This is a genomic window from Faecalitalea cylindroides, from assembly GCF_028321995.1.
In the GTDB taxonomy this organism is placed as follows: domain Bacteria; phylum Bacillota_I; class Bacilli_A; order Erysipelotrichales; family Erysipelotrichaceae; genus Faecalitalea; species Faecalitalea cylindroides.
Genome location: NZ_JAQLXG010000004.1, coordinates 42,814 through 64,356 on the forward strand (window position 1 = coordinate 42,814; position 21,543 = coordinate 64,356).

Below are 21,543 nucleotides of genomic sequence, written 5' to 3' on the forward strand. Positions count from 1 at the left end.
CGCAAGTTGCGGCATTTTTTAGAAAGGGGCCCATGTATGAATAAAAAGAGTGTTTTTCGTATCGTTATCACATTTATAGTTGTAAGTGCCCTTTTTATTGCGGGGTATTTTGCAATCGATGCCTATACACAAAAGGTCCCAATTATGTCAATTCGGCAATCTAAAAAGATTGGTGCCACATATATGACATTAAACAATCCGTTTTTTGAGATTATTGATGAACAGTTACAAAATATTCTTTCGACAGAAGGATATACGTTGATGTCTTTAGATCCTGTGTTGGACCTAAAGACGCAAAGAGAACAAATTGAATATCTAATTGATCAGAAAGTTGATGCGATCGTGGTCAATCCAGTTGATTATAAAGGATTAAGAACTGTGTTAAATAAAGCATATAAAGCCGATATTCCTATATTTACTGTGGATACAGAAGTAATAGATGAAGATCTTGTGACATATAACATTGTTTCAGATAATTATGATGCAGGTGTGCAGTGTGCAAAAGACATGATGCAACGTCAAGATAAAGCGAATATCGTGTTACTTGAACATAATACAGCCAATTCGGCTTGTTTGCGTATTCAGGGGTTTGTTGACACGATTGAAGGGAATGCGAATTACCAAATTATCAAACGAATCGAATGTCAAGGGCAACTGGAAGTGGCGATGCCTTTGATGGAAGAATACTTACAGGAAAATGAAAATATTGATGTAGTAATGGCCTTGAACGATCCAAGTGCTCTGGGAGCTCTTGCGGCATTGGAATCGCAAAATAAGCTGCAAGATGTGCTGGTTTATGGTGTGGATGGAACACCGGAAGCCAAAAGGTTGATCAACGAAGGACGCATGCAGGCAACAGTTGCACAGTCTCCAGAAACGATGGGTAAAAAAGCAGGGCAGGCGATTCTTGATTATTTTAATGGTAAAAAGATTCAAAAGAATGTAGTTGAAGCGGTGACGATCATTACCCAAGACAATATTCAAGATTATTCACTGGAGGGGTGGCAGTGATGAAGGTGTTTTTAAAAAATCGGTTAGATTATATCTATCTGTTGATGTGCATATTAAATTATGCTTTGATCTTTTTTATAGGGGCAATCGTTACGATCTCAATTCAAAGAATCATAGATATAGCGAGGGCAAGAAGTTTTATGGATATGTTGGATTATCTTCCCGGAGATGGATTGACTAATTTTATCTTTTCTATGATTTGTTTCTTTGTGTTGCTCTTTATCATGATAATTCCGCGAATGCGTAAGTTAAATGGGAAAGAAATCATTATTTACTATGCTTTTGAAATTTGTCTTTGTTTATTGATCATAAAAAATACATACTTTACCAGCAATGTGATCTTATTATTAGTGATGGCAGATGCGATGACATATACGCCAAGTAATAAGTATCGTATTTTGATATTGGTTGTATTGTTTGTGTTGTATATGGGTGCAATTCGTGATTTTATTTCACCTTTTTATTCTGTTGCGAGTTTTGAAAATTTTACTTCTATTTATTCATCGCAGACGATAGCTGTTCTTTTAGGGACCAAGAATACTTTGGTTAGTTTAAATATTGTGGCATTTATGCTATATCTGTTTTTTCTGGTACAAGATAAGATTGAAGAAAATCAACGATTTATCAGTTTGAATAAGCAACTACAAGAGGCCAATAAGCAGTTACGGGATTATGCGGATATCAGCGAAAAAATGGGTGAAACAAAAGAAAGGAATCGTTTGGCAAGAGAAATTCATGATACACTGGGTCACACTTTGACAGGAATTTCAGTAGGTCTGGAAGCTTGCCAGGTTATTTTGGATAAGGATCGTGATATGGCAAAGCAGCAGTTAAAATTATTGAGTGAAAATGCCAGAAGAGGGTTGGATGATGTCAGACGTTCAGTGGATAAGTTAAAGCCTGACGCATTGGAACGCTATACCTTAAAAGAGGCTTTGGATATTTTAATGTTTGATTTTCAGAAAATGACGGATGTTTCGATTCGATATATGTGCCATATTCCTTCATTGGAATTAGAGCAGGATGAACAGGAAGTAGTGTATCGAATCGTTCAGGAAGGAATCACAAATGCCGTAAGACACGGTCATGCGAGTATAATCTATGTTACTATTGCTAAAGAAGGGAACACTTTAATTTTGATCATTGAGGATAATGGAAAAGGCTGTAAAGATATAAAAAAAGGATTTGGACTAAACCATATGCAGGATAGGATCGATTTATTGCATGGGGATATTCGATTCTATGGACAAAACGGATTTACAATAATTGCCGAAATTCCAATACGGCAGGGAGAATAAGATGACTAAAATATTGATAGCGGATGATCAGCAATTGATTCGGGAGAGTTTAAGAATTATTTTAGATACAGATAAAGATTTTGATGTAATTGATGTTGTGGGAAATGGCAAGGATGCCCTCGAAAGTATTGAAGCCAATAAACCTGATGTAGTATTGATGGATGTGCGTATGCCACAGATGGATGGAGTGGAATGTACGCGAATTATCAAACAAAAGTATCCGGAAATCAGTGTTATTATACTGACGACATTTGATGATGATGAATACATTTACGATGCGATCAAAAATGGAGCAAGCGGATATCTGTTAAAAGGATGTTCTTTTGATGAATTGTCCAAATCCATTCGCTCGGTATTGAATGGAGGAGCCATCTTTAATCCAAATGTAGCTAAAAAATTGACTTCTTTCTTTTCACAAATGGCCAATAATCCAGAACATCTGTTATGGGATAAAGATGGATTGCCAGATTTAAGCGAGAACGAATGGAAGATCATTGAACAAATTGGGCACGGATTATCCAACAAGGAAATAGCTTCTTTGCTGCAGTTTAGCGAAGGTACGATACGTAATTATTTAAGCGTAATTCTAGATAAGCTAGGTCTTCGTGATCGCACTCAGCTGGCGATTTGGTATTTGAAGAAAGGACGAAAATGATGAGAAGATGGCAGATACGAACTATTTTTGCCTTGATAATACTTTGCCTGATCTTATCCTTGTTTTACGTGAATTCGAATAAAACATTAAAAATAGGTGTCATTACAGGAAGCAATTGGGATGTTCCAAGCCCAGATGCTTTAAAAATTGTGGATAATGCAATTGAACGGTTTGAAAAGGAGCATGTCAATGTTCAGATAGAGTATATTTCTGGGATTCGCAAAGAAGATTATTCAGAATGGTTGTCACAACAAGCCCTTTCGGGAGATGTGTGTGATGTCTTTATGGTGCTTTCTAATGATCTGGCAACTTTCGCAGATGTAGGAATCTTAGAAAATCTGAGTAGTTTTATCGAAAATGATCCAGATTTTGATGAATCAGTATATTTCTTTAGTTCTTATCAATCCGGACAAGTGAATCATGTTCAATATGCTCTTCCTTACGAGAGTGTTCCTACACTGATGTATGTGAATCGGACTTTGTTGGAGAGTGAAGGTATTGAAGTGCCTAAACAAGACTGGACGTGGGAAGATTTTTATGAGATATGTGCCAGAATGACCCAAGATACAAATGAAGATGGGATACTGGATCAATTTGGACAATTTGGTTATACTTGGCAAAATGCTATTTTTTCCAATGGGGCAAAAATATTTAATGACGAAGGGTCCAATGCTTTATTGGAGAATGATAGAGTATATGATGCAATCGAATTTATGAGAAGATTAGAAAAATTAAATCGAGGGCAGAGCGTGACAAGTGAGATGTTTGATAAAGGCCAGGTCGTATTTTGTCCGATGAGTTTTAGCGAATATCGTGCGTATAAACCTTATCCTTGGAGTGTAAAAAAATATTCCAGTTTTGAATGGGATTGTATTCCAATGCCTGCAGGACCGGATGGAAGCAATGTATCACAGTTAGACACACTTTTAATTGGAATGTCAAAGAATTCCAAATACAAAGATCTTGCCTGGGAGTTTTTAAAAGAACTTTCCTTTAATGAAGAGACACAGAAAGATATTTTTAGATATTCACAAGGGGTTTCGGTACTAAATACAATTACAGACACAAAAATGATCATTGATTCTTTACAAGATGAAACACCTGGGGGCAGTGATTATGATTTAGGTTTTTTTAATTCTATGATGGAAAATGCAATCCCAGTCAAAGAATTTAATGGGTATGAGCAGGCAATGGCACTTATTGATGGAGAAATCAAATTATTGAGCATTAATGAAGATGACATTGAAGCAGCTATCGGTCGTGTTGAGGATCAAGTGGACGCTCTGTTGGAAAGTGTAAAATGACAAATGTAATTCGAAATCCAGTTACATTTGCAAGTTGAAAACAGTTTCATAAGAACCTATAATTACCTTAAGCGAAGAATATGTGATGCAAGCGCTAAACAACTTAAAAAAAATAACCAAAATATGTGAATATTGTGTGAAAAGCGCTTGCAATGTCATAACATTTCGTTTATACTCATAGTATAGTAAAAAATATAAAACGGAGGGAAAAATAATGAAATACGTTGTAATGGTAAGTCATGGTGAATTTGCACCAGGTTTGCATTCAGCTGTTAAGATGATGACAGGGGATCGTGAAGATGTTCTATCTACAAGTCTTAAATCAGATATGAGTGCAGATGAGTTTGCAGCAAATTTTGAAGAATTGGTTAAGGATTTTACAACTGATGATCAGGTTATCTTATTGGCAGATATCTTGAGCGGATCTCCATTTACAAATGCATTAAATGTATTAGATCAAAAAGGAATGCTGCCAAACACATTGATTATTGCCGGAATGAACATGCCTTTAGCAATTACTGCAGTGTTGATGAAAGATAATTTTGACAACGTTCAAGATTTAAAGGATACGTTGTTGAGCGAAGGACGTTCAGGATTGACTGACTTTGTCGTTGCTTCGGATGACGAAGACGAAGATTTATAATAGGCTAAAACGCAATCGCGTATAGGCATAAACAGATAATAAAAGGAGGACGTAGAAATGATTAGTTTCATTCGTGTGGATGACAGAATCATCCATGGACAGATCGTTACAAGATGGTCTAAAGAATTCCCTTGTGACGGGATCGTTGCGGTAAACGATAAAGCTGCAACTACTCCTGTATTAGCTCAATCATTTAAAGCTAGTACAGATAAGAAAGTCTTTGTTTGGACAAAAGAACACTGGAGAGAAAAAGCAGAGACAGTTAAAAATTCTAACAAGAAATATTTCTTAATTACTAAGAACCCTATCGATATGAAGGAAATCTTAGTAGATGATGGCTTTGTTCCTAATGATGTTAAACGTGTTGTTATTGGGCCATGTAATGATCGCCCAGGTGCAACTAAATTAGGAAATAACCAAAGTATTACTCAGGAAGAAGCCGACGCTTGCGAAGCAATGACAAAAGCAGGATATGAAGTATACTTCGCATTGTTAAAAGAAACTGCTATCGGTGACTGGAGCAAATTTAGATCTAAATTCGGTTACTAAGCAACCGGTCTAGATATACAAATTCATAATAATTTTTAGAAAAGGAGAGAGATGAATTATGAGTTTATTTCAAGCAATTTTGATTGGTATCATGAGTTGTACAGCAGCTTCTACAATCGCTTGTTTGGGAACAACTGTCGGTAACTACACATTGAACCGTCCGTTGGTTGCATCATTATTCGTTGGTCTTATCTTAGGCGACGTTCAAGGATGTATCTTAATTGGTATCCCAATGCAGGTTATGTGGATCGCTCTTGTTACACCTGGTGGTACAGTAGCATCTGACTTGCGTGCCGTAAGTTATATCGGTATTCCTTTGGCATATGTTGGTGCTAAAACAGCAGGTATGGATTTTGGTGGAGACGAAGCTTATGCATTAGCTTCAAGTATCTCAGCAATGACTGGTGTAATCGGTATCTCATTGTTCTACGGAACAGCAATGATGAACTTGATTTGGCAGCACATTGGTTGGGCTCAGTTGGATAAAGGTAACTTAGATTGCTTAGGAAGAGTTACAGCTATTTATCCATTGATTTCACACTTTGTACTTTCTTTCTTGCCAGTTACATTACTTTGCTACTATGGATCAACTGCAGTAGAATCTTTGTTCGCTCAGTTGAATACAGATGTATGGTATGTAAAAGCTATGTTGGCAGTTGGTGCAGTACTTCCAGCTGTAGGTATCGCAATTCTGTTGAAATCAGTAGTTTCTAAACCAACAGATTTGATCTACTTCTTATTAGGTTTCGCTTTGGCAAAATCAATGAGATTAACATTGATCGCTGCTACAGTAGTTGGTGCTGTATTCGCGTTAATTAACTTTAATATGACTATGATGAAACTTTCTGGTGTGTCTGGTGGAGGCGCAGCTATCGATGATGATGAGGAGGATATTTAATTATGAAAAAGATTTCTAAAAAAACATTAAATTCTTCTTTCTGGCGTTGGTGGTATGGTAACCTGACTTGCTTCTCTCAGGAGCACATGCAGACATTTGGATACATGTGGTCAATGCTTCCTATTATCAAGGAATTGTATGATACACATGAAGAACAGTGCGAAAAAATGACTGCTTACTATCCATTCTTTAACACTGAACCTCAGATTGGTGCTATCGTTGTTGGTATCACTGCAGGTTTGGAAGAAGCTCGTGCAAATGGTGCTGAAGGTATCGATGATGAAATGATCAATGGTATCCGTGCTGGTTTGATGGGTCCATTGGCAGGTATCGGTGACTCTTTGATCGTAGGTACTTATATTCCTATCTTGTTAGGTATCGCATTAGGACTTGCAGAAGGTGGATCTGTTTTAGGACCATTGTTCTATATCGTCGTATGGAATGTTACTTCTACTTGGTTCCAATATTTCGTTTATATGAAAGGTTATGAACTAGGTGGATCTGCAGTTGAATTGTTGGTTGGTGAAAAAGCTACAGCCTTCCGTGAATCTGTAATCGTTATGGGTCAGGTTATCGTAGGTGCTATGGCTGCTTCTTGGGTAAATATCAGTACTCCACTTCAGATTGCTACTGACTCTGAAGGTAACCCAGTAATGTTGATTGACAAATTGAATGGTGCTTTCCCTGGCGTATTAACTTGCTTGTTCGTATTATTCGCTTGGTGGTTAATGGCTAAAAAGAACATTACTCCAATCAAAGTATTGTTACTATTCGTTGTTATCGGATTCGTTGGTTCTGTAGTTGGCGTAATCGGATAATAAAAGTATTAGTTTATTAGGCGAAGGCTTTGCCTTCGCTTCTTTTTTAACTTAGAGGAGGAAATAGTATGAGTATGGTAAAAAATCACATGTCAAAAAAAGAAAGAAACGAATTAGCTAAGATCATCGAAAAAGAGAATGAATTGATATTACGTTTAGGAAGAATGATCAGAAATAGTGCGCTTATCTTTTTAGCCTGCGTCATCTTATGTATTTGGGGTTGGTCAGGAATGATTGATCCTATGCTTCCAAATATTAGTGAAGGGGTTCGTACAGTAGTGAAATGGGTTGCCTTGATTGGTGCCATTATTTCTGGTGTATTTACCATTCTTGCTTTTTTATCACATAGAAATGGTAAAAAAAGTTTGTTGGCTAAAATTGATCGTTTTCAAGGAAAAGATTAATTTAACACAATTGAGATGATTATCACAAAAATTCACATACTCAATCCATTATTATTTTAATATTTATTTGTATTATATAGCCGAGCCGAGGATAGAGGCTCACTTCATAATCAAATTCCCTTTCTCTAATTTTCTTTAGGCAACAAGATCTATGTAAGATAGATCTTGTTGTTTTTTTTGATAAGATTTCTTTTAGATTTATAAACTTCGTGATATTTATAAGTAATAATACTCAAATATAATAAATGCAATCAAATTTTCTTATTTGAAAAATTTAAACATCGATAATATGTTTGAACCAAAGCTTTCTTTTCTTTTTTTAGCAAATTCAAAAAATATTTCTTTTATTTTTCATGCAAAGCAAGATAATAAAAACATCTTAAATTGAATAGATAAAAGTTCATTAAGAAAGTGGAAGTTTTAAGAATGTTTGCTGATTATCATGTACATACTGCATTTAGTGATGATTCAATCTACCCTATGGAACAAGTGGTTCAAGATGCAATTTCAAAAAAGATAGATGAAATTTGTTTTACAGAACATGTCGATTATGGGATTAAGGTGGATTGGGATAGTGGAAAGGAAATTGTGTACCGAAATGGAGAACCTTGTGCGAATTGCAATTATCCACTATACATGAAAACTATCAAACAAATGAAAAAAGATATGGTAACAAAATAACAATAAAGACAGGATTGGAATTTGGTATGCAGATGCATACAATTAAGCTGTATGAAAAACTATTTTCTCAATATGATTTAGATTTTGTACTTTTGTCTATTCACCAAGTAAATGATTTAGAGTTTTGGAATCAAGATTATCAAAGAGGTAAAACGCAAAAAGAATACAATGAGGGGTATTATGATGAAATGTTACAATTAGTAAAATCTTATAAAAATTACAGTGTACTTGCTCATATGGATTTGATTACACGTTATGATAATGATGGTGTTTATTCATTTGAAAAGATTAAGAATAAAATTACTGAAATTCTTAAAATTGTTATAAGCGATGGAAAAGGGATAGAACTAAATACCTCTAGTAAACGATATGGGTTATCTGATTCTACACCATGTCGTGATATTTTAACGTTATATTATAATTTAGGTGGAAATATTATAACAATAGGTTCTGATTCACATAAACCTGAGCATTTAGAAGCTTATATTCAAGAGGGAAAAGAATTGTTAAGATCAATTGGATTTACACAATATTGCACTTTTGAAAAAATGAAGCCAATATTTCATACTCTTTAGAATTTGATGAAAATTTAAAAATAGCATTTATTAATGGGGAAATGACAATAAATTAAAGTCTTATTCCTCTTTTTCTTTTTAGATTTTCATTTTAAAGCACAATATATTATATGGGTTGCCTGTCATGGACATAAAATAAGTATATTGATATAATATTGACGAAAGATGGGATTTATATGCGTGAAAAAATTAGAATTATTATGTATTCAAGTGCTGACAAGATTGATGGTCAAGGGGTTGGAAGTGCTTATCTTGAACAAGTAAATTTAATCAAAGAGGGAGCTTCCGATTTATTTGATGTAGAAATCAATGACTGGATCAAAACACCAGATATTCAGCATTTTCATACTTTGGATCCATTTTATTTCTTAAAAATGCAAGATCCTAAAGCTGCATGTATCGTATATTGTCATTTTTTGCCTGATACATTAGATGGCAGTATCAATATACCTGCTCCTTTTATGAAAACTTTCCAAAGCTATGTTATTTCTTTTTATAAAGCTGCAGATCGTTTAGTTGTTGTTAATCCAATTTTTATCGATGAATTGGTTCAATATGGAATAGAGAGAGAGAAGATTTACTATATTCCTAATTATGTTTCAAAAGATAAGTTTTATAAAAAAAGCAATGAAGAAAGGGTCGCAATTCGTGCTAAGTATGGCTTAAAAGAAGATGATTTTGTCGTGTTAGGAGCCGGACAGGTACAAACTCGAAAAGGCGTTCTTGATTTTGTCGATGTAGCGAAAAAGAGTCCAGATGTTCAATTTGTATGGGCTGGAGGATTTAGTTTTGGTCGTATTACGGATGGATATGAGGAATTAAAGAAAATCCAGGAGAATCATCCCGATAATGTACATTTTATTGGAATCATACCGCGTGAAGAGATGATTGATATATATAATATGTCTGATGTATTGTTTATGCCAAGTTATAATGAGTTGTTTCCAATGACGATTCTTGAAGCTGTCAACATTCATATTCCACTTGTTTTACGTGATTTGGATCTTTATAAGAATATATTGTTTGATCATTATATGAAAGATATTAGCAATGATGGATTTGCTCAATGTATAAAAACACTAAAAGAAGATTCATCTGTATATGAAACCTATGCTAAAGAAAGTGAAAAAATAAGTGAATTTTATTCGAAAGAAAATGTTTTATCTATGTGGATCGACTTTTATTTAGATGCATATAAAGAAAAGCAGGATAAATTATTGAAGAAAAAGAGTAAATAATAGAAATGTAGGTTAAAAATGAAAAAGCAAAAAATGTTATTGAACTTTCTTGTAATTTTTCTTTTGACAATAGTGGTTTTATGGTTTGCGCTCAAAGATAATTATAAGGAAATTCTAGACGCAATTTCACAAATGAATTGGATGTCTTTGGTAATCATATTGCTGTGGGGCGTTTTGTATACGGTAGTATGGGGGTTTGTATACCTGGTTTTAGGACGAAAATACAATAAGCAGTACTCTTTGTTTAATGGTATTGTTATATCGTTTGTGGGAACATTTTTCTCTGGCATCACACCAAGTAGTACAGGAGGACAATTTGCCCAAGCATATATAATGAAAAAACAAGGCATTAAGGTCAGCGATGGTGCAAGCTTGTTATGGGCAGATTTTATCATTTATCAAACAACGATGATGATTTATGTGACCATATTGTTCTTGTTACGCTTTTCTTATTATAGTGCGCAGTCTGGCTGGTTTATGATTATTCTAGTCGGATATCTAATTAATGCAATTGTGATTCTGGCTCTATATACTATGGCTTTGTTTCCAAAGGTATACATCCGTCTTTCAAGAACTTTGGTTAAGATCCTGGCAAAGATAAAACTTATTAAAGATCCAGAAAAAACATTGGAGTCCTGGACGTTGCAAATGACAAGTTTTACCACGGAAATTCGCAATATCTCTAAAGATAAAAAGAGTATTCTTACATGTTCTTTGGTAAATGTGATCCGTTTAACTTTGTTATATTCTTTACCATTTTTTATTGGGAAAGCTTTAAATATTCCTTTGAGACCTGAACAAATGATTGATGTAATTGCACTTTCCAGCTTTGTTACAATGGCTAATAGTTTTATCCCGATCCCCGGTGCCAGTGGTGGAACAGAAGTTGTGTTTACACTGTTGTTTGGATCGTTGATGGGTTCTGTTACGGGTGCAGTTATGATCTTATGGCGTTTTTCTACATATCATATTGTCCTGTTGATTGGTGGAATCACATTTGCTTTGGCAAAGAATTATTATGAAAAAAAGAGCAAAGGAATATCAAATATAGATTTAGAACAATATAAGGAGTGAAAGAATGCGAATTGGATTGTTTACGGATGCTTATTTACCAGATATAAATGGTGTGGTTTCCAGTGTTGTCACATTAAAAAAGGCGTTAGAAGAACTGGGACACACCGTCTTTGTTATTTCAAATCATAAAAGTTCTAAAATCAGTTTAGAAGACCATGTATTACGTCTTCCTGGATTAGAATTAAAAAAGTTTTACGGATATAAAATGAGTAGTCCTTTTCAGTTTGAAGCGTTTGAATATGTACGCAATATGGACTTAGATGTTGTCCATGTACAAACAGAGTTTGGAGTTGGTATGTTTGCCAGACAATGCGCAAAGAACTTTAATATACCGCTTGTTTATACATATCACACAACTTATGAAGACTATACACACTATATCAATCCAATGGATTTGGAAACTGTGGAGCACATGGGGAAGCTTGCAATCCGTTCTTTATCAAAGATATTGGGGAATGGAGCACAGGCTGTGATAGCGCCAAGTGAGAAAACTCGTAACACCTTGATAAGCTATGGGGTTAATACACCGATTTATGTGGTTCCAACGGGATTGGATCTATCTAGTTTTGATCGTAATAATTTGGATGCAAAGAAAGTAATGGAGATTCGTTCTTCATTAGGATTAACTGAAGAAGACCATGTTGTAGTATTTGTAGGGCGTATCGCAAAAGAAAAATCAATCGATATTCCAATTCGTGCGGTTGCCAAGAGCAAAGATGAGCATTTACATCTTGTAATCGTAGGGGGCGGCACAGATGAAGGTTATTACAAAGAAATTGTGGATGAACAAAATTGCAATGATCGTGTTCACTTTGTAGGAAGAGTTCCTAAAGAAAAAATACCGTATTATTATGCAGCATTTGATTGCTTTGTTTCTGCTTCGATGACAGAAACTCAAGGAATGACATATATTGAAGCTTTGGCCAGTGGTCTTTGTGTATTTGGTCGTCGTGATGAGGTCTTAAACGATCTCGTGTTTGAAGATAAAACAGGATATTATTTTGATGATGAGAATGAACTGGTTGAAAAGTTTGATTTGTTTTTTTCTAAATCAAAAGAACAAAGAGAAATGATGGTGAATGAGTGTATTGCCAAGACAGAACCATTTGATACTGAATTGTTCGCCCATAAAGCTTTGGCTGTGTATGAACAGGCAATTGATGATTTTTCGCAGGCATTTGTGGTTGAAAAAATCAAAATGGTTGATGATTATGTACGTTTAACAGTTCAAAGAGATAGCGATAGAGAACCTATCAAATTTTTAATTCCATTAGATGATTTCTTTGATTTAAAGATTTCTGTCAATACGATTCTAGATGCGTATCTTGTTGAAAATTATTTAGAACTTCAAGATTTCTATAAGGCTTTAAAAATGGCACAAACAAGGGCTTTGTCTGTGGATTGTACAGCACATGAAATAGAAGAATATTGCTTAAGAAGATTGGATGTTTCATCTGAAGATGCACAAACGATCGTGCAGGAATTGGAACAAAAAGGTTTGATCAATGATCGACAATATGCTATGGAAAAAGCACAAGTTTGGCATTCATACGGACAAAATAGTGCTCAGATACGCAATAAATTGTATAAAGCAGGAGTAGATAAAGACTTGATTGAAGAAGCAATTTCTACTTTAGAAGAGACAACGGAAATCAAAAATGCCTATGCAGTTGCTAAAAGACTCGTACATAATTTAAAAGAACAGTCAAATCGAATGAAACGTCAAACCTTAACGAATAAACTGGTTACAAAAGGATATTCTTTGGATGTTGCTAAACAAGTATCTGAATCTTTTGAATTTGATGAAGATGATTCAAAATCATTAGAGTTAACGATTAAAAAGGCGAGAAGATTGTATGCGTCTTTTGAAGAACCAAAGCGTAGCAATAAGATTCGTATATATTGTTTAAGAAAAGGCTATACTTCAAGCCAAATAGATGAAATATTGGAAGGTGAATTAGTTGAAAATCAATGAAATTAACAGTGAAGGCAAGATTTCTATCAAAGCTTTGATCACAAAGTGTGATAAAGGAAAGACCCAGAAAAATACACCTTATCTTTCATTGACGTTAGAAGATAATACAGGGGTTCTTGATACGAAATATTGGAATTTGACAGATGAACAAGTAAATAAATATAAGGTAGGAATGGTTGTAGCCGTTGAAGGTGATGTAATATTGCATCGAAATGCATACCAGTTGCGTGTGCATAAAATGGAAATTGTAGAAGAAAATGATTTGAGTGCTTATGTAAGGAGTGCTCCAATGACTAGAAACGCGATGGAAGCAAAAGTCAATGAATATATTACCATGATCAAAGATGAAGATATAAAGACTTTGACAAAAACGATATTGCAGGAATCGAAAGATGACTTTTTTAATTATCCTGCAGCGGTAAGAAATCACCATAATTTTGTAGGTGGTTTGGCTTTTCACTCCATTTCTATGGTTGAACTTTGTTTGATGATTGCCAAACAGTATCCATGGCTGGATAAGGATCTTTTGATTTCAGGTACTCTATTGCATGACATTGGGAAAATTGAAGAGTTATCCAGTGCTGTCTTGCCAGAATATACGATAGAAGGAAATTTGTTGGGACATATTTCAATAATGTCTGCTCGAGTGGATCGAGTAGCGCATCAATTGAATATTCAAGATAAAGAATCGGTGATATTGATAAAACATATGATCTTGTCACACCACGGAAAAATGGAATTTGGATCTCCAGTTCTTCCGATGATTCCTGAAGCAGAAGTTCTTTCTTTGGTCGACAATCTAGATGCACGTATTGTCATGATGAAAAACAGTCTTGATCAAACTGTGCCAGGAGAATTTGGTCCTCGTGTTTTTGCGTTGGAAAATAGAATGATTTATCACAGAAAGGGTTCAAAATGAAAGTAGGATTTGTTTCATTAGGATGTTGTAAGAATTTAGTTGATTCAGAGATGATCATGGGAATGTTGAAAGAAAATCATCATCAGATTGTTTCGAATCCAAGACAGGCGGAAGCTATAATCATTAATACATGTGGATTTATTGAATCGGCAAAAGAAGAATCTATAAATACGATTTTTGAAATGGCAAAATATAAAGAAGATAAACTAAAAAAACTAATTGTTTGTGGATGTCTTGCTCAGCGTTATACTTCACAATTGACTGAAGAAATTCCTGAAATTGATGCGGTTATTCCAATTCGTGATTATAGCGAATTGGCAAATCGTTTACAGGAACTTTTACATGATGAAGGAAAAGGAAATTTTTATAAGAGCGAACGTTTACTGAGTGGAAAACCATGGCATGCGTATTTAAAAATCAGTGATGGCTGTTCTAATCGTTGTGCTTATTGTGCTATTCCTTTGATTCGTGGAGATCAAAAAAGTCGCGAAATCTCTGATATTCTAGAAGAAGCAAAATATCTTGCATCAATTGGGGTAAAAGAACTAACTTTAATTGCTCAGGACACCACAAAGTATGGGTTGGATAACTACAATGAGTTAAAGTTGGCTGAACTTATCAAAGAGGTGGATAAGATCGAAGATTTCCACTGGATTCGTATTTTATATATGTATCCAGATGAAATCGAAGATAAGGTCTTGGAAGCTATGCGTGAAAGCAAGCGTGTTCTGCCATATTTTGATATTCCTATGCAGCATGCCAATAATCGCTTACTTAAAAGCATGAATCGAAGAGGAACGAAAGAGGATGTATTGGCGTTGATCCATAAGATTCGCACTATGTTCCCTGATGCCACTTTAAGAACGACAATGATTGTTGGTTTCCCAGGAGAAACGGAAGAAGAATTTGAAGAGTTGATTGACTTTATCAAAGAGGTGAAGTGGGATCGCATGGGTGCTTTTACTTATTCAAAAGAAGAAGATACCCCATCCTATGATTATCCTGATGAAATCGATGAAGATATACAAAATGAAAGGTTATCTGCTTTGATGGAAATTCAAAGAGAAATCTCACTTGAAAAGAATAAAGAAAAGATCGGTAAAGTAATTGAAGTACTTGTAGAGGAAAAAGAAGGATTGACAAATCGTTATCGTGGACGTTCGAAAGCGGATGCGCCAGATGAAGTTGATGGGCAGGTAATTTTCAGATGTGATGAAGATTTAGATATAGGTTCATTTGTACAAGTTGAGATTACAGATGCAAAGGAATATGATTTATTTGGAATATGGAAAGAATCATAGGGTTTGAACCAATTGTTCATGGTGATGATACAATCTTGATCTTAGGCTCAATGCCAAGTGAAGAAAGCTTAAAACAAAACATGTATTATGCTAATAAAACAAATCGGTTCTGGAAAATTTTGACAAGTCTCTATCAAAGGCCTAGTAATACACTAGAAGAAAAATTTGCTTTGTTGGAATATGCGCATATTGCCTTGTGGGATATTTGTCATTCATGTGTTCGCCAAACAAGTGCGGATGCGAAAATTCGTGATGTAATGGCAAATGATATCGATAGTTTGTTACAGAAAAATCCATCGATTCAAAGGATTATTTGTAATGGGAAAACGAGTTATCATAATTTATGCCGTTTCTTTCCACAATTGATTGAGAAAACAATCGTATGCCCGTCCACATCGGCGGCAAATGCTAAGTTTAGCTTAGAAGATTTGATCTATGAATATGAAAGGGTCTTGAAAAATGAGTAAATTATATTGGGCAAAAGTAAAAGAGGATGCTATTATCCCTACAAAACGTGATGAAGACGCGGGGTATGATCTTTATCCTTGTTTTGAAGAAGATTATTTGGAAATTAAACCATTACATACACGCCTAGTACCATTAGGTGTAGCTACGGCATTTGATGCCAGTTATGTAATGATCTTAAAAGAAAGAGGTTCTACAGGAACGAAAGGAATCGCTCAACGTTCTGGAGTTATTGACTCAGGATATCGAGGCGAATATATGGCTCCAGTCACAAATGTAAATGATAAACCGATTTGTATCATTAAAGAAGCGGCATTGGAATCATGGAGCGAACAGAAAAAAGAAGAGTATATTATTTATCCTTATGAAAAGGCTTTGTGCCAGGGCGTGCTTTTGCAGATGCCACAATTGGAAAGTGAAGAACTTTCTTATGAAGAACTGCAGAAGATGGAGTCTAAGCGAATGTCGGGCTTATTAGGAAGTTCGGGGAAATAGACTAAATCAATCGTGTTTTAAGGAGACCGTCAGGCCTCCTTTATTTTTGGGCAAAAAGAAAAAACATCTTTCGATGTTTTTCATTAATTAAGAAGTACTAAGTGATATTGAGCAATAAAGATTTATTGAAAGAAGAAAACTTTACTCAATGGGTTTATGATAAAAACTACCATAAAAGTGATTGGTTTTATAAGAGTTGATGATCACATTTGGGTTGATACTTCTTATACAATCAACAACGTCGGCTTCTTCATAACTACTTACGACAGCTTTACAAATATAAAAGTGTTTCTTGCTGAAAGCTCCATAAGCATCTACTACACTCATTCCATGTCTAAAATTAGATATAAAGGCTTCTGTTACAGGTTCTGGATCATCTGTGGTAATCTCTACTGTGATCTGTGCATATCGATGATGGAAACTGGAAATCATGCGGGTAGAAATAAACTGGAAGATAATTGAATATCCAGCGGCTTTCCATCCAAATAAAGCTCCAAAGATAATGATCATACAGGCATTAAAGATAAATACATAATCCCATATGCTTTTATGAAGTTTATCTGAAATATAGAGTGCGATAAAGTCGGTTCCTCCAGTTGATCCATCAGCTTTTAAAGCGAGTACGATGCTCATTCCATAAAGAGCTCCACCAAAGAAGACATTTAGTACCAGGTCATCGAAGAATGGATCAAAGGAAAGCGTCTGCAAGAATAGAGAAGTTAGTCCAAACTGCAAACAACTAAGAAAGGTAAAACGTTTGGACACGCTTTTAAAACACAATAGAGCGGCTGGTATATTCAGTGCCAAGATTGCCAGAGATGTAGATATGTTGACACCAACTAAAGTACCTATTTTATTAAGTAAAATAGCGACTCCGGTAAAACCGCTGGATAATAAGTTGCAAGGATCCATAAAAACCTGGATCGTATATACCTGCAATAAAGAACTGGCAATGGTCATAATGACTGAAATGACAAAGCGTACCCATTTATATTTTCTTAGGTTTTTAATTTGTTTAGCCATAATAACTCTCCTCTAAACACAAATGATATTATAGTGATAAATTGAAAATATGATTATAAGATTGTTTCCTAAGCATTGGGAAAAGTGCCATTTCCTAATATTAGGAAATGGCAAGGCAAACAAAGTGAATGAATGTAAGTTATAATGAATAAGCTGATAATGCCATATTAATTATATGGAGAAAGGATAATGAAAATATGTTAAACAAGCGACAGGAGAAGATAATCATGTTGCTGGATGAATCGAAAAGTTGGATCACCGGAAAGGAAATTTCACGGTTGATGAACGTTTCGGATCGAACAATTCGAAGTGATATAGAGAATATTAATCGATTTTATGATAAACAGCTGATCGAATCCAATTTACGAAGTGGATATCGTATCAATGCAGATGTTCTTGTTACGCTACCTATTGAATTAAATTCAGCAATTCCTCAGACACCACAGGAAAGGTGCGTGTATATCATACAAGAATTATTATTTGAAAAAAAAGAAATTAATTTATTGGATCTGCAGGATCAGGTCTTTATTAGTGGATATTCAATAGATAATGATATAAAACGAATTAAAATTATGTTGGAACCTTATGATAATTTAAAACTGGTTCGTTCTAGAAATTGTATTCGTTTAGAAGGCAGTGAACAGAGCAAACGATTACTATATAAAGAACTCTTGTCGCAGGAAACGCAAGGAAATTTCTTGAATTTAAATAAATTATCTAGCATGTTTGTGGATTTTGATTTATTGAAAGTAAAAGAATATTTAGAAGAGACATTAGATAAATACAATTATCATGTTCGTGAAATGGCAATGCCTTTATTGATGATTCATGTAGGTATTTCAATTGAACGTATGTTTCGCCATAACTATATTGAAACAACACGTAATGTACAGGATTTAAAGAAACGAAAAGAATACGTCATTTCAAGAGAATTTTTCACAAAACTGTCTAAAAAGATGCCTATCGAAGTTAAGGAAGATGAAGTTATTTTGTTTGCTTTGCAATTAATGGGAAAACGTTCGATAGATGTACAAAGTGATCTGGTAGTCAAAAAGACAGGAATGAATGTTGATGAATTTATTGAAGATATCATTAAGATGATCAAAGATGAATTTGATATAGATTTTTCTAAAGATTTAGATTTAAAAAATGGATTGGCAGTGCATTTACAAGGCGTAATGGAACGCATCAATCGCGATATGGATATCTCTAATATTTATCTTCAGGAACTGAAGCGTAAATATCCGCTGGTATTTGAATTGGCTGTTCGTGTTGGAAGACAAATGGAAAGTACTTTGGATATGAAAATATCTGAAGATGAAATAGGTTTTCTTGCTTTACATCTAGGGGCAGCTTATGAAAGAACAAGTATCTATTCAAAATATAGAGCTGTGATGATCTATCCTGTAGAGCAGGCGATGAGCAATATGTGTTTAAGAAAGATTGAAAATCTTTTCTCTGAAAGAATGGATATTGTAGAATGCGTTAGTTTTTTTGAAGAAAGTGCAATACGTAAATTAGAACCAGATCTAATATTGACAACACTTCAGCTTAAACATAATTTGGATATCCCAACTGTACAAATTTCGTTGTTTTTGAATACAGAAGATGAAAGCAAAATTTTTCAAACATTAAATGTTTTGGATCGAAATACATTTAAAAGAGATTTTGAAGACAGTTTGATCGGATTGATTCAAAAAGAAACATTCCATTATGATCTAGATCTTAAAACACCTTCAGAAGTTATTACATATATATGTGATCATTTAGAGAAACTTGGCTATAGCAATGCTGAATTCAAACAGTCTGTATTAAAAAGAGAGGAAATGGCAGCAACGAGTTTTGTATATTCTTTTGCGGTTCCACATGCTTTGAATGTAAGAAGTTATCGTCCGGCTATTTCTGTTGCATTTTTGAAAAAACCAATTCAATGGGGTGAATTTGAAGTAAAGATGGTCATACTTTTAGCAATCGATGAGGAACATCAGGATGTATTGCGAATGTTCTTTACCTGGTTAAGCAACATGATCAATGATGCAAATCATTTTGCCTCATTGTTAGAAACGAAAGATTATGAAGATTTTCTTACAAAAATTGTAGACTAAAGAAAGGATGAAGACATGAGTAAAAATCAAAATGGAAAATTTGGAGTTCAGCTAAAGAAAGTCAATGTGAATAACTTTTCCCGTATCGTTGCCTATATTATAGACTGGTATGTCGCAACGATGGTTTCCAGTATTCCTATCGTAATCATTACATCTATAGTCAATCATACGACTGTAATTACTCAGGAATTGAATAAATTGCCTTTGATGTGGGGTGTTATTACGGGGATTTTAGCGATTATATTCTATTTAGGATATTATTTTGTCTTGGAGCTAAAAGTATATAAAGGCCAGACTTTTGGAAAGCGCATTATGAAATTAAAGGTTGTAAAAGATGATGGAAATGATGTTGATTTTAAATCAATCTTATTGCGTGAAGGACTTGGCGTGATGATTATTGAAGGGTATCTTGCGAACAGTTCAAGTTATCTTCGTCAGATCATTCAGCTATTTACGGATGTAAATATAATGGATATATCCGTATATCTGTTTGGGATTATTAGCGCTATCTCTATTTTGATGGGTGTAGCTAGTCCAAGTCGTAAGATGATCCACGATCATATTGCCAAAACACATATCATTTCTACAAAAGAAGAACAAGTGTGAGAAAATGGAAAGAACTTCCTAAAATCTAGGAAGTTTTTTAGTTTTTAAGGAAAAACAAAATAATATAGAATACTTTATAGAAAGAGAGGGTGTATTTATTATGATGGATAAACTTGAAAAAATCCTGATGCCTTTAGCCGATATTCTTACAAAGAATAGAGTGCTGATCGCAATCCGTGATGGCTTCTTGATCACTACACCACTGTTGATCGTCGGATCTATTTTCTTGTTATTTGCAAACTTCCCAATTCCTGGATGGGAAGAATTCTGGACAGGAATCCTAGGCACTGATTGGGCAGGATGGTTTACAGCTGTATCAAGAGCATCATTTAACTGTACTGGTTTGTTAACTGCACTTGGTACAGGTTATGCAATGGCTAGAGAATTTGGTGGGGATAAGATCCAAGGTGCTGCTGTTGCAATGGTTGCATTCTTTATCATGATGCCAACATCTCATTTAGGTTCTGATGCAGATGGAAATTTAGTTGAAGGAGTTACTGTTTCTGGATTAAGCTTTGACTATATTGGTCCAAATGGTATCTTTATGGCATTGATTGCTGCAATTTTAGGCGTTTGGTTGTTCTGCTATGCTTATAAAAAAGGTTGGACAATTAAGATGCCTGCAGGTGTTCCTCCTGCTGTAACAGATTCATTTGCGGCTTTGGTACCAAGTGGTATCGTTATGGCTGCAGCATTCTTGATTCGTATCTTGTTCTCATTCACAGAATTTGGTTATGTACAAGACTTCGTAGTTGCTGTACTTCAAACTCCACTTTCTGGATTAGGAGATACTTTAGGAGCTAACGCTTTATACACATTCATGTGTTCATTCTTATGGTTCTTCGGTATCAATGGTCCTGCTGTATGTAACTCTGTTTACTTCATCGGTAACGTATTGACTGCAGAACAGTTGTTAGCATTCGAAGCTGGTGAACCATTACCTTATATCTTTACTAACCCATTCTCAAACTTCTTCACAAACTTCGGTGGTGGAGGTTCTACCCTTGGATTAGTAATCTTAATGTGTACAGTATGTAAATCTCAGCGTATCAAACAATTAGGTCGTTTATCAATTGTTCCTGGATTCTTCGGAATCAACGAACCAATTATATTCGGTCTTCCAGTTGTTTTGAACCCAATTATCATTATTCCATTCATGTTGTGTCCACTTTTGAACTTGATTCTTTCATACTTTGCAACAGTTGCGGAAATTATTCCAAAAACAACGGGTGTTAACTTACCATGGACAACTCCAATTGGATTCTCTGGCTGGTTATCAACTGGATCTTGGACAGCTAGTGTTTGGCAGTTATTCTTGTTAGCAATGAATATGGCATTATACTTCCCATTCATTAAGACTTTGGATAGAAAATATCTTGAAGATGAAGCTAATGCAGAAGCTAACGCTGGTGAAGAGGAAGAAATTTCATTTGATGATTTAGATCTTGATGATCTATAGGATGTAAAATAAAAACAGGCCATCTGATCTAAGAGCCTGTTTTTATT

Annotated in this window: 22 protein-coding genes; 21 read left to right on the forward strand and 1 reads right to left on the reverse strand. The window is 34.8% G+C overall.

The window, feature by feature from the left end; genetic code table 11:
* The first annotated feature begins 36 nt into the window (after positions 1-36).
* The 18 genes from PND65_RS03530 (at position 37) to PND65_RS03615 (ending at position 16,303) form a co-directional block, all read left to right on the forward strand.
* Positions 37-1,011 (forward strand): sugar ABC transporter substrate-binding protein, encoded by a 975-nt coding sequence (locus PND65_RS03530; RefSeq protein ID WP_087157993.1) that lies wholly within the window; start codon positions 37-39, stop codon positions 1,009-1,011.
* Positions 1,011-2,309, forward strand: a complete 1,299-nt coding sequence (locus tag PND65_RS03535; RefSeq protein WP_271990571.1) for a sensor histidine kinase — start codon at positions 1,011-1,013, stop codon at positions 2,307-2,309. Before PND65_RS03530 ends, PND65_RS03535 begins: the two co-directional genes overlap by 1 nt.
* Position 2,310: 1 nt before the next feature.
* Complete coding sequence (locus PND65_RS03540; protein WP_271990573.1) at positions 2,311-2,964, forward strand: response regulator transcription factor; 654 nt, start codon at positions 2,311-2,313, stop codon at positions 2,962-2,964.
* Complete coding sequence (locus PND65_RS03545) at positions 2,964-4,268, forward strand: ABC transporter substrate-binding protein (RefSeq protein WP_229038859.1); 1,305 nt, start codon at positions 2,964-2,966, stop codon at positions 4,266-4,268. Before PND65_RS03540 ends, PND65_RS03545 begins: the two co-directional genes overlap by 1 nt.
* A 214-nt stretch (positions 4,269-4,482) precedes the next feature.
* Positions 4,483-4,911: a PTS sugar transporter subunit IIA gene (locus tag PND65_RS03550; protein WP_015536271.1), complete on the forward strand. Its 429-nt coding sequence runs from the start codon at positions 4,483-4,485 to the stop codon at positions 4,909-4,911.
* A 57-nt stretch (positions 4,912-4,968) separates the two neighbouring features.
* Positions 4,969-5,460, forward strand: coding sequence for a PTS system mannose/fructose/N-acetylgalactosamine-transporter subunit IIB (locus PND65_RS03555; protein WP_015536270.1), 492 nt, complete (start codon positions 4,969-4,971; stop codon positions 5,458-5,460).
* Between the two features lie 58 nt (positions 5,461-5,518).
* The gene (locus tag PND65_RS03560; RefSeq protein WP_271990575.1) at positions 5,519-6,358 is read left to right on the forward strand and encodes a PTS sugar transporter subunit IIC; all 840 of its coding nucleotides are present in this window, start codon (positions 5,519-5,521) and stop codon (positions 6,356-6,358) included.
* A 2-nt stretch (positions 6,359-6,360) separates the two neighbouring features.
* On the forward strand, positions 6,361-7,176 hold the full coding sequence (locus tag PND65_RS03565; RefSeq protein ID WP_015536267.1) for a PTS system mannose/fructose/sorbose family transporter subunit IID: 816 nt from the start codon (positions 6,361-6,363) through the stop codon (positions 7,174-7,176).
* Between the two features lie 68 nt (positions 7,177-7,244).
* Positions 7,245-7,580, forward strand: a complete 336-nt coding sequence (locus PND65_RS03570) for a hypothetical protein (protein WP_015536266.1) — start codon at positions 7,245-7,247, stop codon at positions 7,578-7,580.
* Between the two features lie 426 nt (positions 7,581-8,006).
* On the forward strand, positions 8,007-8,261 hold the full coding sequence (locus PND65_RS03575) for a PHP domain-containing protein (RefSeq protein ID WP_239455872.1): 255 nt from the start codon (positions 8,007-8,009) through the stop codon (positions 8,259-8,261).
* Positions 8,198-8,836: a histidinol-phosphatase HisJ family protein gene (locus tag PND65_RS03580; RefSeq protein ID WP_271990577.1), complete on the forward strand. Its 639-nt coding sequence runs from the start codon at positions 8,198-8,200 to the stop codon at positions 8,834-8,836. Before PND65_RS03575 ends, PND65_RS03580 begins: the two co-directional genes overlap by 64 nt.
* A 176-nt stretch (positions 8,837-9,012) precedes the next feature.
* Positions 9,013-10,074, forward strand: a complete 1,062-nt coding sequence (locus PND65_RS03585; protein WP_035402225.1) for a glycosyltransferase family 4 protein — start codon at positions 9,013-9,015, stop codon at positions 10,072-10,074.
* An 18-nt stretch (positions 10,075-10,092) separates the two neighbouring features.
* A complete protein-coding gene (locus PND65_RS03590; RefSeq protein ID WP_271990579.1) occupies positions 10,093-11,148 on the forward strand; it encodes a lysylphosphatidylglycerol synthase transmembrane domain-containing protein in 1,056 nt (351 codons plus the stop codon).
* Positions 11,149-11,152: 4 nt separating this feature from the next.
* Positions 11,153-13,123, forward strand: coding sequence for a glycosyltransferase (locus PND65_RS03595; RefSeq protein WP_271990581.1), 1,971 nt, complete (start codon positions 11,153-11,155; stop codon positions 13,121-13,123).
* Positions 13,110-14,042 (forward strand): 3'-5' exoribonuclease YhaM family protein, encoded by a 933-nt coding sequence (locus PND65_RS03600; RefSeq protein ID WP_035402219.1) that lies wholly within the window; start codon positions 13,110-13,112, stop codon positions 14,040-14,042. Before PND65_RS03595 ends, PND65_RS03600 begins: the two co-directional genes overlap by 14 nt.
* Complete coding sequence (gene rimO, locus PND65_RS03605) at positions 14,039-15,343, forward strand: 30S ribosomal protein S12 methylthiotransferase RimO (RefSeq protein ID WP_022356085.1); 1,305 nt, start codon at positions 14,039-14,041, stop codon at positions 15,341-15,343. Before PND65_RS03600 ends, rimO begins: the two co-directional genes overlap by 4 nt.
* Positions 15,328-15,810, forward strand: a complete 483-nt coding sequence (locus tag PND65_RS03610; protein ID WP_195294968.1) for a DNA-deoxyinosine glycosylase — start codon at positions 15,328-15,330, stop codon at positions 15,808-15,810. The genes rimO and PND65_RS03610 overlap by 16 nt, the downstream gene beginning before the upstream one ends.
* The gene (locus tag PND65_RS03615) at positions 15,803-16,303 is read left to right on the forward strand and encodes a dCTP deaminase/dUTPase family protein (RefSeq protein ID WP_022356087.1); all 501 of its coding nucleotides are present in this window, start codon (positions 15,803-15,805) and stop codon (positions 16,301-16,303) included. Before PND65_RS03610 ends, PND65_RS03615 begins: the two co-directional genes overlap by 8 nt.
* A 141-nt stretch (positions 16,304-16,444) precedes the next feature.
* On the opposite strand, the gene PND65_RS03620 is transcribed toward PND65_RS03615, so the two are convergent.
* On the reverse strand, positions 16,445-17,326 hold the full coding sequence (locus PND65_RS03620) for a YitT family protein (RefSeq protein WP_035402215.1): 882 nt from the start codon (positions 17,324-17,326) through the stop codon (positions 16,445-16,447).
* Between the two features lie 197 nt (positions 17,327-17,523).
* On the opposite strand from PND65_RS03620, the gene PND65_RS03625 reads away from it, so the two are divergent.
* From PND65_RS03625 to PND65_RS03635, 3 genes are all read left to right on the forward strand, one after another.
* Entirely contained in the window at positions 17,524-19,431 is a 1,908-nt protein-coding gene (locus tag PND65_RS03625; RefSeq protein ID WP_271990583.1) for a BglG family transcription antiterminator, read from the forward strand.
* A 15-nt stretch (positions 19,432-19,446) separates the two neighbouring features.
* On the forward strand, positions 19,447-20,037 hold the full coding sequence (locus PND65_RS03630) for an RDD family protein (protein ID WP_015535902.1): 591 nt from the start codon (positions 19,447-19,449) through the stop codon (positions 20,035-20,037).
* Positions 20,038-20,137: 100 nt separating this feature from the next.
* Positions 20,138-21,496, forward strand: a complete 1,359-nt coding sequence (locus tag PND65_RS03635; RefSeq protein WP_271990585.1) for a PTS sugar transporter subunit IIC — start codon at positions 20,138-20,140, stop codon at positions 21,494-21,496.
* The last annotated feature ends 47 nt before the right edge of the window (positions 21,497-21,543 follow it).

Bases quoted from the DNA above. Each gene is read 5' to 3' on its own strand.
- PND65_RS03530 (WP_087157993.1), top strand. From the start codon at position 37: ATGAATAAAAAGAGTGTTTTTCGTATCGTTATCACATTTATAGTTGTA.
- PND65_RS03535 (WP_271990571.1), top strand. From the start codon at position 1,011: ATGAAGGTGTTTTTAAAAAATCGGTTAGATTATATCTATCTGTTGATG.
- PND65_RS03540 (WP_271990573.1), top strand. From the start codon at position 2,311: ATGACTAAAATATTGATAGCGGATGATCAGCAATTGATTCGGGAGAGT.
- PND65_RS03545 (WP_229038859.1), top strand. From the start codon at position 2,964: ATGAGAAGATGGCAGATACGAACTATTTTTGCCTTGATAATACTTTGC.
- PND65_RS03550 (WP_015536271.1), top strand. From the start codon at position 4,483: ATGAAATACGTTGTAATGGTAAGTCATGGTGAATTTGCACCAGGTTTG.
- PND65_RS03555 (WP_015536270.1), top strand. From the start codon at position 4,969: ATGATTAGTTTCATTCGTGTGGATGACAGAATCATCCATGGACAGATC.
- PND65_RS03560 (WP_271990575.1), top strand. From the start codon at position 5,519: ATGAGTTTATTTCAAGCAATTTTGATTGGTATCATGAGTTGTACAGCA.
- PND65_RS03565 (WP_015536267.1), top strand. From the start codon at position 6,361: ATGAAAAAGATTTCTAAAAAAACATTAAATTCTTCTTTCTGGCGTTGG.
- PND65_RS03570 (WP_015536266.1), top strand. From the start codon at position 7,245: ATGAGTATGGTAAAAAATCACATGTCAAAAAAAGAAAGAAACGAATTA.
- PND65_RS03575 (WP_239455872.1), top strand. From the start codon at position 8,007: ATGTTTGCTGATTATCATGTACATACTGCATTTAGTGATGATTCAATC.
- PND65_RS03585 (WP_035402225.1), top strand. From the start codon at position 9,013: ATGCGTGAAAAAATTAGAATTATTATGTATTCAAGTGCTGACAAGATT.
- PND65_RS03590 (WP_271990579.1), top strand. From the start codon at position 10,093: ATGAAAAAGCAAAAAATGTTATTGAACTTTCTTGTAATTTTTCTTTTG.
- PND65_RS03595 (WP_271990581.1), top strand. From the start codon at position 11,153: ATGCGAATTGGATTGTTTACGGATGCTTATTTACCAGATATAAATGGT.
- rimO (WP_022356085.1), top strand. From the start codon at position 14,039: ATGAAAGTAGGATTTGTTTCATTAGGATGTTGTAAGAATTTAGTTGAT.
- PND65_RS03610 (WP_195294968.1), top strand. From the start codon at position 15,328: ATGGAAAGAATCATAGGGTTTGAACCAATTGTTCATGGTGATGATACA.
- PND65_RS03615 (WP_022356087.1), top strand. From the start codon at position 15,803: ATGAGTAAATTATATTGGGCAAAAGTAAAAGAGGATGCTATTATCCCT.
- PND65_RS03620 (WP_035402215.1), bottom strand. From the start codon at position 17,326: ATGGCTAAACAAATTAAAAACCTAAGAAAATATAAATGGGTACGCTTT.
- PND65_RS03625 (WP_271990583.1), top strand. From the start codon at position 17,524: ATGTTAAACAAGCGACAGGAGAAGATAATCATGTTGCTGGATGAATCG.
- PND65_RS03630 (WP_015535902.1), top strand. From the start codon at position 19,447: ATGAGTAAAAATCAAAATGGAAAATTTGGAGTTCAGCTAAAGAAAGTC.
- PND65_RS03635 (WP_271990585.1), top strand. From the start codon at position 20,138: ATGATGGATAAACTTGAAAAAATCCTGATGCCTTTAGCCGATATTCTT.